General features: G+C 38.1%; 13 protein-coding genes. All 13 read right to left on the minus strand.

Going from position 1 to position 16,501, the window contains the following annotated elements; genetic code table 11:
• Positions 1 to 109: 109 nt before the first annotated feature.
• The 13 genes from MKX96_RS13050 to MKX96_RS13110 all read right to left on the minus strand — a co-directional run bounded on the left by MKX96_RS13050 (position 110) and on the right by MKX96_RS13110 (position 16,459).
• A complete protein-coding gene (locus MKX96_RS13050; protein WP_340883971.1) occupies positions 110 to 1,339 on the minus strand; it encodes a M16 family metallopeptidase in 1,230 nt (409 codons plus the stop codon).
• Positions 1,340 to 1,818: 479 nt separating this feature from the next.
• Positions 1,819 to 3,936, minus strand: a complete 2,118-nt coding sequence (gene pnp / locus MKX96_RS13055) for a polyribonucleotide nucleotidyltransferase (protein ID WP_340883973.1) — start codon at positions 3,934 to 3,936, stop codon at positions 1,819 to 1,821.
• 338 nt (positions 3,937 to 4,274) lie between these two features.
• Positions 4,275 to 4,544: a 30S ribosomal protein S15 gene (rpsO, locus tag MKX96_RS13060; RefSeq protein WP_169358635.1), complete on the minus strand. Its 270-nt coding sequence runs from the start codon at positions 4,542 to 4,544 to the stop codon at positions 4,275 to 4,277.
• A gap of 190 nt (positions 4,545 to 4,734) precedes the next feature.
• Entirely contained in the window at positions 4,735 to 5,679 is a 945-nt protein-coding gene (gene ribF / locus MKX96_RS13065) for a riboflavin biosynthesis protein RibF (protein ID WP_340883977.1), read from the minus strand.
• 1 nt (position 5,680) lies between these two features.
• The gene (gene truB / locus MKX96_RS13070; RefSeq protein ID WP_340886033.1) at positions 5,681 to 6,601 is read right to left on the minus strand and encodes a tRNA pseudouridine(55) synthase TruB; all 921 of its coding nucleotides are present in this window, start codon (positions 6,599 to 6,601) and stop codon (positions 5,681 to 5,683) included.
• A 73-nt stretch (positions 6,602 to 6,674) separates the two neighbouring features.
• The gene (gene rbfA, locus MKX96_RS13075) at positions 6,675 to 7,022 is read right to left on the minus strand and encodes a 30S ribosome-binding factor RbfA (RefSeq protein ID WP_298472615.1); all 348 of its coding nucleotides are present in this window, start codon (positions 7,020 to 7,022) and stop codon (positions 6,675 to 6,677) included.
• 21 nt (positions 7,023 to 7,043) lie between these two features.
• Positions 7,044 to 7,322, minus strand: coding sequence for a DUF503 domain-containing protein (locus MKX96_RS13080; protein ID WP_340883979.1), 279 nt, complete (start codon positions 7,320 to 7,322; stop codon positions 7,044 to 7,046).
• Positions 7,322 to 9,751, minus strand: a complete 2,430-nt coding sequence (infB, locus tag MKX96_RS13085; RefSeq protein WP_340883981.1) for a translation initiation factor IF-2 — start codon at positions 9,749 to 9,751, stop codon at positions 7,322 to 7,324. The genes MKX96_RS13080 and infB overlap by 1 nt, the downstream gene beginning before the upstream one ends.
• A gap of 4 nt (positions 9,752 to 9,755) precedes the next feature.
• The gene (locus MKX96_RS13090) at positions 9,756 to 10,076 is read right to left on the minus strand and encodes a YlxQ family RNA-binding protein (protein ID WP_169358630.1); all 321 of its coding nucleotides are present in this window, start codon (positions 10,074 to 10,076) and stop codon (positions 9,756 to 9,758) included.
• The gene (gene rnpM / locus MKX96_RS13095; RefSeq protein WP_251552889.1) at positions 10,073 to 10,351 is read right to left on the minus strand and encodes an RNase P modulator RnpM; all 279 of its coding nucleotides are present in this window, start codon (positions 10,349 to 10,351) and stop codon (positions 10,073 to 10,075) included. The genes MKX96_RS13090 and rnpM overlap by 4 nt, the downstream gene beginning before the upstream one ends.
• A 20-nt stretch (positions 10,352 to 10,371) precedes the next feature.
• Positions 10,372 to 11,502 (minus strand): transcription termination factor NusA, encoded by a 1,131-nt coding sequence (gene nusA / locus MKX96_RS13100; RefSeq protein ID WP_340883985.1) that lies wholly within the window; start codon positions 11,500 to 11,502, stop codon positions 10,372 to 10,374.
• 22 nt (positions 11,503 to 11,524) lie between these two features.
• On the minus strand, positions 11,525 to 12,004 hold the full coding sequence (rimP, locus tag MKX96_RS13105) for a ribosome maturation factor RimP (RefSeq protein ID WP_169358627.1): 480 nt from the start codon (positions 12,002 to 12,004) through the stop codon (positions 11,525 to 11,527).
• Positions 12,005 to 12,139: 135 nt separating this feature from the next.
• Positions 12,140 to 16,459, minus strand: a complete 4,320-nt coding sequence (locus tag MKX96_RS13110) for a PolC-type DNA polymerase III (RefSeq protein WP_340886037.1) — start codon at positions 16,457 to 16,459, stop codon at positions 12,140 to 12,142.
• Positions 16,460 to 16,501: the final 42 nt, after the last annotated feature.

The raw sequence follows: 16,501 nt of genomic DNA on the forward strand, positions 1-16,501 counted from the left end.
CCGCAGCTTTTATCTATTTGACCCCGAGGGGCTAGGCGGTGGAGCTAGACATCAATTTATCAACAGGTGCAAAATTTTATAATTTCCTAATCTATAAAAAAGACGTCGATTAACACTCGACGTCTTTAGGCATAATTACAGAAATAGCAGGCTTATGAGAGAATATTTCTTTTGTAAGGTCCATTACGGACTCCAAAGTAACTTCATCAATTGAATCGCTTACTTCATCTAATGAGCGATGCTTGCCATATAATAATTCATTTTTACCGTTTCTGTTCATTCTAGAGTTTGAGCTTTCCAGTCCTAACAAAAGGTTTCCTTTGAGCTGTTCTTTAGCGTTTGAAACTTCTGTCTCCGTAAAGCCGTGCTCCAGAACAGTTTGAATCGTTTCATTAATAGAGCTCTTTAATTCTTCTAATTGATTGCAAGAGGTTCCGCCATAAATGGCAACAACTCCCGTATCTTCGTATGATGAATGATACGAGTATATAGAATAGGCAAGCCCTTTTTCTTCTCGAATTTCTTGGAAAAGTCTTGAGGACATGCTTCCACCTAGTATATTATTCAAAACTACAAGACTGTATATATTGTCCGCCTTTACACTAAGCCCAGGATAAGCTAAACATAAGTGGGCTTGCTCTGTATCCTTATGGCTTTCCGTATACACAGGCTTAATAGCAGGTGTGCTAAATTGTGTCACCTCTGAGATTGGTTGCATAAAATCACCAAACAATGACTCTATATAGTCTAATAGATCCTCAGAAATGTTACCTGCTACTGAAATTACAATATTTTTCGGTGTGTAGTGTTTTTCCATATACGATATGATGGATTCCCTTGAAAATGTATTTAATGTATCTTCGGTCCCTAATATAGGAGCACCTAATGGATCATTCGGGAACATAGCCTGCCAAAGATACTCATGTACGATATCATCAGGTGTATCTTCTACCATTTTGATTTCCTCTAATACTACTTGTCGTTCTTTGTCTAATTCGATTGGATCGAATGTGGAGTTAAAAAACATATCTGAAAGTATTTCAACAGCATATTTTGCATGGTGATCGAGAACCTTTGCATAGTAGCAAGTATTTTCTTTTGAAGTAAAGGCGTTAATGTTTCCACCAATTCGATCGAACTCTTCAGCGATTTGTCTAGCTGTTCTAGTATTAGTTCCTTTAAATAACATATGCTCAATAAAATGAGTTAAACCATTTTCCTCTGGCAATTCATACCTTGAACCAGCTTGAACCCATATGCCTACTGCAACAGATCGCACATGTGGAATATGCTCATGCACTATACGCAACCCATTCTTACACGTTTTCTTCTTTATCAATATAGCACCTCTATCTAATCTATTCATTTATTTTTTATTTGGCTAGCTCCTTCGCCTTGCCCCTCGGGGTCAAATGGATAAAAGCTCCGGTGGCTGAGGAACTGCCTCCTCACTTTTCTCCATTTACCTGTCGGGGCAGAGATAGGCGATTGCGCTTTTCTTGATGGCTAGCTCCTTCGCCTTGCCCCTCGGGGTCAAATGGGTAAAAGCTCCGGTGGCTGAGGAGCTGCCTCCTCACTTTTCTCCATTTGCCTGTCGGGGCAGAGATAGGCGATTGCGCTTTTCTTGATGGCTAGCTCCTTCGCCTTGCCCCTCGGGGTCAAATGGGTAAAAGCTCCGGTGGCTGAGGAGCTGCCTCCTCACTTTTCTCCATTTGCCTGTCGGAGCAGAGATAGGCGCCTACGCTTTTCTATTTCATTTAAAAAAGTTGCCGTAGATTGGATCTACGGACAACCTTTTGTTTACGTATATTTTAATTATTAGTTATCTTGTTGTTCTGCGCGTTCTTTTTCTTCTTTAATTACTACTTTACGAGATAAGTTAACGCGACCTTGGTTGTCGATTTCAATAACTTTTACTAAAAGCTCGTCGCCAAGTTTCAGAACGTCTTCTACGTTTTTCGTACGTTCTTCTTGAATTTCAGAGATATGAAGCAAGCCATCTTTACCGTTGAAGATTTCAACAAATGCACCAAATTTTTCAATACGTTTCACTTTACCTAAGTAGTATTCTCCTACTTTAGCTACACGCACGATGTCTTCAATAATTTGTTTTGCACGAGCAATCATTTCTTCATCTGCTGAAGCGATATAAATTGTACCATCTTGCTCTGTATCAATTTTTACGCCAGTTTCATCAATGATTTTGTTGATTTGTTTACCACCCGGTCCGATAACATCACGGATTTTGTCTGGATTAATCTTAATAACTGTAATTTTTGGTGCATATTTAGATAAGCTTTGGCGTGGCTCACCAATAGTGGCAAGCATACTTTCTAAAATTTGCATACGTCCAATTTTAGCTTGCTCAAGAGCTTCCTCTAAAATTGTTTTAGATAATCCGTCTATTTTGATATCCATTTGAAGTGCTGTAATCCCTTTAGAAGTACCTGCTACTTTAAAGTCCATATCCCCAAGGTGATCTTCCATTCCTTGAATATCAGTTAGGATTGTGTAATGCTCTCCTTTTTTAACAAGTCCCATTGCTATACCAGCTACTGGAGCTTTAAGTGGAACACCAGCATCCATCATAGCAAGTGTAGAAGCACAAATACTTGCTTGTGAAGTAGAACCATTTGATTCTAACACCTCAGCAACTAAGCGAAGCGTATATGGAAAATCATTTTCGTCTGGAATAACTGCTTCTAATGCACGTTCACCTAAGGCACCATGACCAATTTCACGACGACCTGGAGCACGGATTGGACCAGTTTCACCCACACTGAATTGTGGGAAATTATAATGGTGCATAAAGCGTTTAGATTCCTCTAAGCCAATACCATCAATAATTTGCACATCACCAAGCGGTCCTAACGTACAAATACTCAATGCTTGAGTTTGTCCACGTGTGAATAGACCAGAACCATGCGTACGAGGTAAAACACCTACTTCAGAAGATAATGGACGAATCTCAGCTACTCCACGACCATCTGGACGCACTTTTTCTTCTGTGATTAAACGACGTACTTCTTCTTTAACCATTGCATCTAGAATTTCACGTACCTGCTTCAATGTTTCATCTGTCGCTTCTTTTTCTTTATATTGTTCTAATACTTCATTTTTCACTTCAGAGATTGCATCTTCACGTGCATGCTTTTCTTGTACTTGGATAGCTTGTACTAGTTTAGCTTCACATAGTTCTTTTATTTCAGCAAAAAGTTCTTTATCTAGTTCAAATAAAGGAATGTCTTTTTTCTCTTTACCGATTTCTGCAACAATTTTTTCTTGGAATTCGATTAACTTAACGATTTCACTATGCCCAAACATAATTGCTTCTAAAACGACTTCCTCAGAAACTTCTTTAGCTCCTGCCTCTACCATGTTAATCGCATCTTTTGTTCCAGCAACTGTTAAATCTAATATACTCTTTTCCATTTGTTCTACTGTTGGATTAATGATGAAATCATCACCGATTAAACCTACCTGTACACCTGCAATTGGTCCATCAAACGGAATGTCGGATACACTTAGTGCTAAAGAAGAACCTAGCATTGCAGCCATCTCAGAAGAACAGTTTTGGTCTACTGACATAACAATAGAGATTACCTGAACTTCATTACGGAAGCCATCCGGGAATAATGGGCGAATTGGACGGTCGATTAAACGGCTTGTTAAAATCGCTCTTTCAGAAGGACGACCTTCACGCTTAATAAATCCACCAGGAATTTTACCAACGGCATATAATTTCTCTTCATAGTTCACTGTTAATGGAAAGAAATCTAAATTCTTTGGTTGTTTAGATGCAGTCGCTACTGATAATACGCTAGTATCACCATATCTTACTAGAACTGCCCCATTCGCTTGTTTTGCAAGTTGTCCAATTTCTACTTGCAATGGACGGCCTGCCCATTCGTGTGTAAATACTTTCTTTTCACTCATTAATCTGGACTCCTCTCAACTTCAAAAAACTTCTTTTTAATTAGCTATAATAAATTTTTCGACAATCCTAAGAAAGATTCCTTCTCATTAGAAGTGCACACTTTCACAAATCATCTACTATTTCTATACAACTTGAAATATAACGCAGTCTAATGTTTAGCGCGCTATAGTGGTTATATGTATCATAAGTAGTGTATCAAAAATATCGGAACTATGCGAAATATTTTACTAAAAAAACAGAAATTACTTGCTAATACTAATATATAATATTTTCCCTAATATATTAAAATTTATACCAATAGAAAAAGCGGGATAAATCCCGCTTTCCTAGGTGTATCTTATCGACGTAAACCAAGTTTTGCGATTAGTTCACGGTAACGTTGTACTTCGTTTTCACGTAAGTATTTTAATAAGTTACGACGACGTCCAACCATTTTGAATAGACCACGACGTGAGTGATGATCTTTCTTATGTGTACGTAAATGTTCGTTTAAAGAGTTAATCTCTTCTGTAAGGATTGCGATTTGAATATCTGCAGATCCTGTATCGCTTTCGTGAGTTCTGTACTCAGCGATTAGTTCATTTTTGCGTTCTTGTGTAATTGCCATGTAGGTTTCCTCCTAATATTCTTAATATCCCCTGTTCCTGAGCAATCGTTGGAGAATCGAAAAAGCCAAGGAAAGGTTAAGTACATTTTGTACTTATAAAGAATAGCATAATCTGTTACGTGAAGCAACTTTTATAGATGCTTCTTCTCCAAATATAGTAGCAGTTTGTCTGAAACAATTGGTTCAAAAATTATAATTTGAAGTAATCAATAGCAACTTGCTTATCCTTGCCGATTTGTTCTTTAAGCTCTACAATTCCACTGAATTTTTGCTCAGCACGTATGCGCTTGTACCAATGGACTGCCACTTCTTCACCATAAATAGATTGGTCAAAGTTAATGATATGTACTTCAATAGACAATTTTTTTTCATCAGGATTATTGAATGTAGGCTTATATCCTACATTACACACTCCCTCATACCATTGCTCCTGAACGCGTATCTTCACTGCGTAAACACCTATAGCCGGTATAAACTGACCTTCTTTTGGTTGAATATTAGCAGTAGGAAAATCAATCGTTCTTCCGCGCTTATCACCATGTACCACGACACCTGTAAGCATAAATGGGCGACCTAAAAGTTCTTTTGCGTCTTCCACGTTACCTTCTTTAAGTGCTCCACGTATTCTAGTAGAACTAATTTTATCGCCTTCCATTTCTTGTTTACCTACTACAGAAACAGAGTACTCTCCAGCAGAAAGATCCGCCATATCCTTCATTGTCCCTTTACCAAAAGCACCAAAAGAAAAATCAAAACCAGCAGTAACATGCTTTACATTAGCTCGTTTAATGAAAGATTCTATAAATTCAACCGGTGTTAGCTTTGCAAAGTCAGATGTAAATCTCACTACAAACAGTGTATCTACGTTCATTTGTTCCAGAATATCAATTTTCTGCTCCAAGGGAGTTATATAAAATACCTGTTCCTTCCTTCCACCTAAAACAAGAGAAGGATGTGGATCAAATGTCATTACAGCTGTTTTTAGATTCATTTCATTCCCTTTGTCCAAGGCTTCTTGAATGACAGCTCGATGACCTAAATGAACACCATCAAAAAAGCCGATTGCTAGGGAAAATTCTTCATTGTTCTTTATGTTATATAAATGGTTTGGATAAGATAAATGATAAACGTTCATATTATACTCCTTTTTCTGATGAAAACATTTTTTCTGGTTTCATCATACCATTTTTTGTTGGATGTTTAATATAAACTGCAACTGGTTGCCCTTCCTCTGTAAAAACAACTTTGTCATTAGTATTGAGGAGAGGGTGTAACTCTAAGACGGCTCCATTCGCAATCCATTTCTTTAACGAATCATTCATTTCTTGAGATGGCCATTTCGCGAGTGCATGCTTAATAGGTAATATATTGTTATCCAATACACCCTCTTCCAAAGCTTCTTGTACCTCTTGAAGGGTTAAACAATGTGACTTAGTAAAGTTCCCTGATGCTGTACGAACAAGTGAAGACATATGTGCAGGATAACCTAAAAGCTCACCTATTTGTACTGCAAGTGTACGTATATATGTACCTTTACTGCAACCAATTTCTATTTGAAAGGAAATTTCTTGACCTGAAAAAAGATCATCTTCATCTAAAAGATTTAAATAATGTATAGTCACCTGTCTACTAGGTCGCTCTACCTCTTTACCTTCGCGGGCATATTCATATAACTTTTTACCATTAACTTTAACCGCAGAAAACATTGGAGGAGTTTGAGTAATCTGTCCAGTCAGCTGTTGAAGGACACTTTTTATTTGATCTATAGAGAATTGTTTTTCACTTGAATCTACCTTTACTACGTCACCATCTGCATCCTCAGTAGTCGTAGATGATCCTATAGTTACAGTAGCTACATAGGTTTTTCCTTCATTCATTATATACTCGGATACTTTAGTAGCTTGACCAAGACAAATTGGCAATACACCTTCTACACTTGGATCTAATGTTCCTGTATGGCCAATCCGTTTCATCTTCAATATTTTGCGTAATTTAAAAACGCAGTCATGTGAGGTCATTCCTTTTTCTTTCCATAAAGGCAATATTCCTTCATACATCATGCTCACCCCATTTTTCAAAAATACACGAAAGAAGTCTGCTCAATTTAAGCAGACTTCTTTGTATTATGTGTTATTCCTCATTTGAAGATTGGTTAATCTGTCTTAATAGATTATCGATACGATTTCCATATGCTGCAGATTCATCAAACTCAAATAATAATTCTGGCGTTACACGTAATCTAATACGCTGTCCTATTTCCGAACGTATGAAGCCTTTAGCTTTTTCTAAAGCTCTTAAGGTATCGTTACGGTCTCCATCTAGTACGGTAATATAAATAGTCGCTTGTTGTAGGTCTCCTGTAACTGCTACATCTGTAACTGTTACAAATCCTATACGAGGATCCTTTAATTTACGTCCTATGATTTCACCTAACTCTTTTTTCATTTGTTCGGCAACTCGGTTCGCACGCATTGACATAATTGCTACACCTCATTTTCATCATAAATATTCTTTGTTGATTTCAATACATTCCCATTCAGGGTTAGATTCTAAAAACCTAATGGCCATCATTAGCTCGCGTTCGACCGCACGCTTGTCAGAAGCAATGGCAACTATTCCAATTTTGGTACGTTGCCACACATCCTGGTGATCTAACTCTGAAACAGAAACATTAAATTTTTGTTTGGTTCTAGTGAGCATTCGTTGTAGAACTGCTCTTTTTTCTTTCAATGAATGTGCAGTAGGAATAAGAAATTCACACTCTGCATAGACAATCATTAGCGTTTAATTTCTTCCATAATGTAAGCTTCGATAATATCGTTTTCTTTTACATCATTAAAGTTTTTAATCGTTATCCCACACTCATAGCCTTTTGCAACTTCTTTTGCATCGTCTTTAAAGCGTTTTAACGTATCTAATTCACCTTCAAAAATAACGATACCATCACGAATTACTCGCACTCCGCTATCACGTGTAATTTTACCTTCTGTTACATAGGATCCTGCGATAGTTCCTACTTTAGAAACTTTAAAGGTTTCACGAATCTCTGCTTGACCAATGATTTTCTCTTGGAATTCTGGATCCAATAGGCCTGTCATTGCAGCTTCGATTTCTTCAATTACTTTGTAGATAATACGGTGAAGACGAATATCAACACCCTCTTGTTCTGCTGCACGTTTAGCATTTGTATCTGGACGAACGTTAAATCCGATTACAATTGCATTGGAAGCAGCTGCAAGACTAATGTCTGATTCAGTAATTGCTCCTGCACCCGTGTGGATAATACGTACATTTACACCCTCAACTTCGATTTTCATAAGTGAAGCTGCCATTGCTTCCACAGTACCTTGAACGTCTGCTTTAACAATTAGGTTAAGTTCTTTCATTTCACCTTGTTTCATTTGATCAAACAAGTTATCTAATGTTACTCGTGATTTTTCAGAGCGTTGGCTCACTTGAGCATGAGATGCACGCGTTTCCCCTACTTGACGAGCAGTTTTTTCATCTTCAAATACAACGAAACGGTCTCCTGCTTGTGGTACTTCGTTTAATCCTGTAATTTCTACAGGAGTAGAAGGACCTGCCTCTTTCACACGACGACCTAAATCATTGACCATTGCACGAACACGCCCAAAAGCATGCCCTACTACGATTGGATCTCCAACTTTTAATGTACCATCTTGAACTAATAACGTTGCAACAGAACCTCTACCTTTGTCTAATTGAGCTTCAATTACTGTTCCTAAAGCAAGACGTTTTGGGTTAGCTTTAAGCTCAGCAACCTCGGAAACAAGTAGAACCATTTCAAGTAGGTTGTCGATACCATCACCTTTTAAAGCAGAAATTGGTACGAAGATTGTGTCTCCACCCCATGCTTCTGGTACTAAACCGTGCTCTGTAAGCTCTTGCATTACGCGATCAGGATTAGCAGATGGTTTATCCATTTTGTTAACTGCTACGATAATTGGAACTTCAGCTGCTTTGGCATGGTTAATAGCTTCTACTGTTTGAGGCATTACACCATCATCAGCTGCTACTACTAAAATGGTCAAATCAGTTATTTTCGCTCCACGTGCGCGCATCGTTGTAAATGCAGCATGTCCTGGAGTATCTAAGAAAGTAATCTTTTTGCCATTGTCTACCACTTGGTATGCACCGATATGCTGAGTGATACCGCCTGCTTCTCCAGCAGTTACTTTTGTGTGTCTAATTGAATCTAGAAGAGTTGTTTTACCATGGTCAACGTGTCCCATGATTGTAACTACTGGTGGGCGTTCACCCATGTTAACAGCATCTTCTTCAACAGGAGCTTCGAAATGAACTTCTAAATCGGTAATATCGATTTTAATTTCTTCTTCCACTTCTACACCGTAGTCTGCACAAATTAGTTCAATAGCATCCTTATCAAGTTCCTGGTTAATTGTTGCCATTACACCAAGTAAGAACAATTTTTTAATGATTTCTGCAGGCTCACGACCTAATTTTTTAGCTAGCTCTGTAACTGTAAGAGATTCCGTAAAGGTAATTCTTTCTGGAAGTTCTCTTTCTTTTCTTGGAACTGGTGGTTGAACAGGAGTAGTTGGTCCTTTTCTACGTTTGTTGAATCGGCCACCTGGTCTATTTTGTCCACCTGGTCTGTTTTGGTTTTGGCCACCCGGACGATTTTGTCCACCTGGTTTGTTATTATTAGTAAAGGTTTTCTTGGGTTGGTTGTTTGAACCTTGAGTATTAGAACCTTGAGTATTGGACTGACTTCCTGGTCTTTGCTGAGACTGACCAGCATTAGATGGACGTGATTGCCCTTGTGATGATGGTCTAGATTGATTTTGGTTATTTGGTCTTTGTTGACCTTGGGAAGCTGGTCTAGATTGGTTCTGATTACTTGGTCTTTGCTGTCCTTGTTGACCTTGTGAAGACGGTCTAGACTGGTTTTGGTTATTTGGTCTTTGCTGTCCTTGTGATGCTGGTCTAGATTGGTTCTGATTACTTGGTCTTTGTCCTTGGCTAGCAGGTTTAGACTGTTGTGAATTAGAATTGTTTCCAGCTCCACCTTTTTTATAAATGCCGTCTAATTTACTTACAGCATCTCCTTCAAGCGTAGACATATGATTCGTTACTGTTATATTCAACTTTCCTAGTTGCTCTATAACTTCTTTACTCGATTTATTAATTTGTTTCGCGTATTCATGAACTCTGATTTTAGTCATTAGCTCACCCCCGGTTATATTCGTTGAGAAGGCCGGACAGTTTTTTAGCGAAACCGTCATCCATAATGGCTATTGCCACTCTGGCCTCTTTTCCCGTCGCATGTCCGAGATCGTGCCGGTCTCCAAAGACATGCAGCTCAACGTTAAAAGATGCACATTTATCATTCAATTTTTTAGCAGTATTATGTGAAGCATCGTTAGCTAATATAACTAGCTTTGCTTTCTTACTTCTAATTTCTTTTACGACTAACTCTTCACCAGAAATCGTTTTTCTAGCTCTAGTGGCGAGTCCTAATAGTTGCGTAATTTGTTGTTCTATATTCATTTCAACTTTTCTCTTTCAATCATGACGATTAACTCGTCATATATTTCATTTGGAATGCTTGCTTCTAAATGATTACCTAAAGAATTCTTTTTCTTCGCTTGGTTAACAGCTTCTACGGTTTTAGAGACGTACGCACCACGACCAGATTTTTTTCCTGTTGGGTCCACGCTAACCTCGCCTTCCTTAGAACGAACTACTCGAATCATTTCTTTTTTAGGAAACATTTCTCCAGTAGCAACACATTTTCGTAATGGGATTTTTTTTTGAGTGGCCATACTAAATCAGCCTCCTATTCTTACTCTTCGTCTTTGTAAAAATCAAAATCATCCATATCATTTTCTAATTCTTCTACAATTAGCTGTGGAGAATTCTCGTTAGGATAAATTCCTAGCTCTCTAGCATCAGTTTCACTTTTAATATCAATTTTCCAGCCAGTTAGCTTAGCTGCAAGTCTTGCATTTTGGCCTCTTTTACCAATAGCTAGGGATAATTGATAATCTGGTACTACTACAGTAGTGGATTTTTCTTCTTCATTTACTTGAACATCTAAAACTTTCGAAGGACTAAGTGCATTTGCAACGAAAACAATCGGATCTTCTGACCATTCAACAATGTCAATTTTTTCTCCGCTTAGTTCGTTTACAATCGTTTGAACACGAGCACCTTTCGCACCTACACATGAGCCAACTGGATCAATTTCTTCGTTATGTGCAAACACAGATATTTTTGAACGATCTCCAGCTTCACGAGCGATAGATTTAATCTCTACAATACCTTCGAAAATTTCAGGTACTTCCATTTCAAATAAGCGACGAAGTAATCCTGGATGTGTTCTTGAAACAAACACCTGTGGTCCACGAGTTGTTCGTTCAACCTTTGTAATATACACTTTGATACGATCATGGGGACGATATGTTTCAGTTGGAATTTGTTCGTTTACTGGTAAAACAGCTTCCACTTTCCCTAATCCTACATATATATTACGCGCATCTAGTCGTTCAACGATACCATTTACTATATCGTCTTCACGATCAACATACTCTTCGTATATTAATCCTCGTTCAGCCTCACGAACTCTTTGCGTTACAACTTGTTTCGCTGTTTGTGCAGCAATGCGGCCGAAATTACGTGGAGTAACCTCTTCTTCCACTACATCTCCAATTGTATAATGTGGATTAATAGCTTGTGCATCCTCTAAAGAGATCTCTAAACGACCATCTCCTACTTCTTCAACTACATCTTTTCTTGAATAAACGATCATCGAACCATTCGCTAAATTAATGTCGACGCGAACATTCTGAGCTTGATTGAAATTTCTTTTATAAGCCGTAACTAAAGCAGCTTCGATTGCCTCGATTAATACATCTCTTGAAATCCCTTTTTGTTTCTCTAGCGCTGTTAACGCATCTAATAACTCACTACTCACAGCCACCACTCCTCAATATACATTATGCAGAGAAATCGATTGCTAAACGAGCTAGCGCAATTTTCTCTTTTTCAATTTGAATTTTTACTCTTCTTGTTTTGATGCGAATTTCTATTAAAGCGCCTTCTTCTGCAGTATAAGAAAGTAATGTTCCTTCAAACTCTTTTGCACCATTAATCTGCTCATAAGTTTTAATAAAAACATATTTCCCTACAGCTGCAATAAAATCAGCTTCTTTTTTCAATGGACGCTCTGCCCCTGGAGAGGAAACTTCTAAAAAGTAATTTTCCTTAATAGGATCTTCTTCGTCCAGCTTTTCGCTTAGTTTGTTGCTTACTTGTGCACATTGTTCAATATCGATTCCACCAGTTGGTGTATCGACATACACACGTAAAAACCAATCGCGACCTTCTTTTACATATTCAATATCAACGAGCTCTAAGTTCATTTCTTGTAAAATCGGTAAAACAAGCTCTTCCATTTTACTAGTTATATTACTCATAAAGGCCTCCTTACAAAACCGTGATTTTCTATATAACAACAGAAAAGAGCGGGAAATCCCACTCTTTCGTCACAGAACTATGAAACATTGGTAGATTTATCTTACCATACCATAGGTTTGTTTGCAAATTAGTGACTAAAACAACGAAAGCTGATTTGCTTCAGGAAGCCCTTCTAGGCAACCCATTGCATCTAAATAATCAATGATTGTTTTGGATACTTTTCCTCTTTGCTGTAAATCCTCTTTAGAGAGAAATTCACCATTTTTGCGAGCATTAACAATTTGAACTGCTACATTTGTCCCTAACCCTGGCACTGCATCAAAAGGTGGTATTAATGTATTACCTTCTATAGTAAACTCATGCGCTTTGGATTTATAAAGATCAATCTTTTGCATCTTAATGCCACGCTCTGACATTTCTAGGGAAAGCTCTAGCACTGTAGCTAAACTTTTTTCTTTGTTAGATGCTTCTAATCCCTTAGCATTAATCTCATCTAACTTAGCTCTTATCGTATGAGAGCCATTTACAATAGAGATCAAATCAAAGTCTGACGCTCGTACAGTAAAATATGCCGCATAATATAGTATTGGGAAATGAACTTTAAAATATGCAATACGAACAGCCATTAAAACATAGGCAGAGGCATGCGCTTTTGGGAACATGTATTTAATCTTTTTACACGATTCAATATACCAGTTGGCTACACCTTTCGATTTCATCTCTGCTTCAAACTCAGGCGTTAAACCTTTCCCTTTACGTACAGATTCCATAATTTTAAACGCAAGTGATGGCTCAAGTCCCTGATAAATCAAATAGACCATAATGTCGTCACGACAACCGATTACATCAGAAAGCTGACAGGTGCCTGCTTGTATAAGCTCTTGAGCATTGCCTAACCAAACATCCGTCCCATGGGACAGTCCGGAAATCTGAACAAGCTCGGAAAAAGTAGATGGCTTTGTTTCTTCAAGCATTTGTCTTACGAAACGGGTCCCAAATTCTGGGATACCGAGGGTTCCAGTTTTACAATCGATTTGTTCTGCTGTGACACCAAGTGACTCTGGCCCACTAAATATTTTCATCACTTCAGGATCATCTGTTGGAATTGTTTTAGGATCAATTCCAGATAAATCTTGGAGCATACGAATGACCGTTGGATCATCGTGTCCTAATATATCCAGCTTAAGTAGATTATCGTGAATGGAATGGAAGTCAAAGTGTGTCGTTTTCCATTCAGAATCTTGAGCATCTGCTGGGAACTGAATTGGTGAAAAATCATAAATATCCATATAGTCAGGTACAACGATAATACCGCCGGGATGTTGCCCTGTAGTTCGTTTTACTCCTGTACATCCTTGAACGAGGCGATCGATTTCAGCTCCACGTAAATTTATATTGTTATCATTCATGTAGCCTCTGACGTACCCGTAGGCAGTTTTCTCTGCAACAGTTCCTATCGTTCCCGCTCTAAATACATATTCTTCTCCAAACAGTTCCTTCGTATAATTATGTGCGATTGGCTGATATTCTCCACTGAAGTTTAAGTCGATATCTGGTACCTTATCGCCTTTAAATCCTAAGAATGTTTCGAATGGGATATCTTGTCCTTCTTTTACATAAGGAGTATCACATTTTTCACAGCTGGCATTTGGTAAATCGAATCCAGAGCCGACTGAGCCATCTTGGAAGAACACCGAATGCTTACATTTTGGGCAGACATAATGAGGAGGCATAGGATTGACCTCTGTTATTTCCATTAAAGTTGCTACTAGTGAGGAACCGACAGAACCACGGGAACCAACTAAGTAACCATCATCTAAAGATTTTTTTACAAGCTTATGAGATATCAGATAGATAACGGCAAAACCATGTCCGATAATTGAAGTAAGTTCTTTTTCTATTCGAGCTTCCACAAGCTCAGGTATATTCTCTCCATAAATTTCTTTTGCTTTTGTATAGGTCAATTCTCTAACCTCTTCATCCGCACCTTCAATTTTTGGAGTATATAAATCGTCTTTAATCGGTTTTATGTCTTCAATTGAGTCCGCAATTTTATTAGGGTTTGTTATAACTATCTCTTTTGCTAGCTCTTCCCCTAAGAACGAGAAAGCATCAAGCATTTCATTTGTCGTTCTAAAATGTACCTTAGGAAGCTCATGCCTATTAAGCGGGTTTGCCCCCCCTTGAGAATTCACAAGGATTTTCCGGAACATCGCATCATTCTCATGTAAATAATGTACGTTACCAGTCGCTACTACTGGTTTTCCCAGCTTTTTCCCTACTTTAATTAATTTACGAATAATATCTTCTAGATTCCACTCATCTCTTACTAGTTCCATTTCTATTAAATGAGCATAGACTTCTTTCGGATGAACCTCCAGATAATCATAGAAACTCGCAATCTCCTCAACCTTTTCTAACGGCTTTTGCATGAGTCCCTCAAATACCTCACCTCTATCGCAGCCAGAGCCAATGATCAATCCAGCTCTATGCTTTTGTAGTACTGAACGCTTAATACGTGGAACTCGATAGAAAGTTGTTGTATGTGACAATGACACTAGCTTAAATAGATTTTTAAGCCCCTCATCATTAACAGCTAAAATTGTGCAGTGAGATGGTCTAGCTCTTTTGAAAGAATCACCTTGGCCGATGTGCTTGTTAAAGTCATCATGATAATGGATATCCTTTTCTTCAGCTTCTTTTAGTAGGTGAAGAAGTAAATAGCCAGTTGCTTCACAGTCAAAGATTGCTCGGTGGGCCTGTGTTAATTCAATATTGAACTTTTTGGCTAGAGTACCTAGTTTATGTGTTTTCATCTCTGGATGTAAAAACCTAGCCAGCTCTAACGTATCAATTACTGGATGATCAAAGTGATCAATGCCACACTTTCTATACCCCTCGTATAAAAAGCCCATATCAAACGATGCGTTATGGGCAACAATTATGCCGTCTCCAATAAACTCATGAAAATCCCGTATAACGTCTTCTATTTCTGGTGCATTGCGAACCATATCATCTGTGATACCTGTAAGCTCAATTGTTGTAGCTGATAAAGCATGATGTGGATTCGCAAATCTTTCAAACTTATCTATAATATTGCCATTTTGCATTTTAACTGCAGCAAGCTCAATGATTTTGTCATATGTGGCGGATAAACCGGTTGTTTCTACGTCAAAAACTATATAAATCGCATCCTCAAGTGGGATATGCTGCTCGTCATAAGCTATTGGAACACCGTCATGAATTAGATTAGCTTCAAGTCCATATAAAATTTTAATCCCATTCTTCTTACCAGCAGCATAAGCTTCCGGAAATGATTGCACATTCGCATGGTCCGTTATGGCTACTGCCTGGTGGCCCCACTTTGCTGCTTGAGAAACTAACGCCGATACAGAAGAAACTGCATCCATTTGACTCATCGGAGTGTGCATATGTAACTCGACTCTTTTTTCTTTTGCAGTATCATATCTTAGTACAGGGTTAATCTCACACATATCTTGAGCCATAATGATTAAATCACGCACAAATGTATCATTTTGAACCGATCCTCTTACCTTTATCCACATTCCTTTTTTAAGGCGCTCCATCATTCCAGCGTCTTCTTTGTCGCGAGAGAACATTTTTACGAGAATAGAATCTGTGTAGTCAGTGACCTTAGCCGTCAATAGAGATCTACCACTTCTTAGCTCTTTCACCTCGACATCAAACACAAAGCCTTCTATTGTTACACGACGCTCTTCATCTTGGATAGAACGTATCTCCACACTTGCCTCTTCTTTTTTCAGTGGAGTACCTAGCTGGAATGGACCATCCTCGCTGGCTTCACTACTATCCTGACGAGAGTCTCTCTTTTGCATATCTTCTAAAGCCTTTTTCCCGAGTTGCTCTTCTTCCATTCTTCGTTGTTCTAAAAAGGCTACCTGTGCTTCAGCTAAAGCTTCTGTATCCTCGACTAACTTAAAATCTATCGCAAGTTTAGGAAAACCAAAGCTCTCATATACACTTGCAATTTGATCAATATATTTCTTTTTAAAGGTGCGTTGTTGTAATTCTTGTCCGCATGTTAGCTGAATCATCTGGCCGTTCCACTCTGGCTCTTGACCAAGTAGGCAATCTTTTAAAGGAGGAGCCATGTCGCTCAATTCTTTAAGCACACTTGTCCAATAAGCTTTTATGAGCGATTCTGTTACTTCTGGATGTTCACAATTGATTTCTAAATATATTGTGGCAATCCCTTGAAATTTTTCTTCTAATCTTGTTTGGAATTGGTTATAGACATCGATAGGAAGAACGGCAGCTATATTGATTTGAAAATGCCATTGTCTTTGTTTTTTATGAACTGTAAATCTTGTAATAGAAGCATTCTCAAAATGCTTAACAACAGTGTCTTCAGTCAACTCTAGCTGTTGCAACAATAGGTGCATTCTCATTTTGCCATCTTGCATATTACCTATCCCCCCTTATTTTAAAAGTTATTCTATATATTTTATTTGTTA

This window comes from Psychrobacillus sp. FSL W7-1493 (assembly GCF_038004905.1).
Taxonomy (GTDB): Bacteria; Bacillota; Bacilli; order Bacillales_A; family Planococcaceae; genus Psychrobacillus.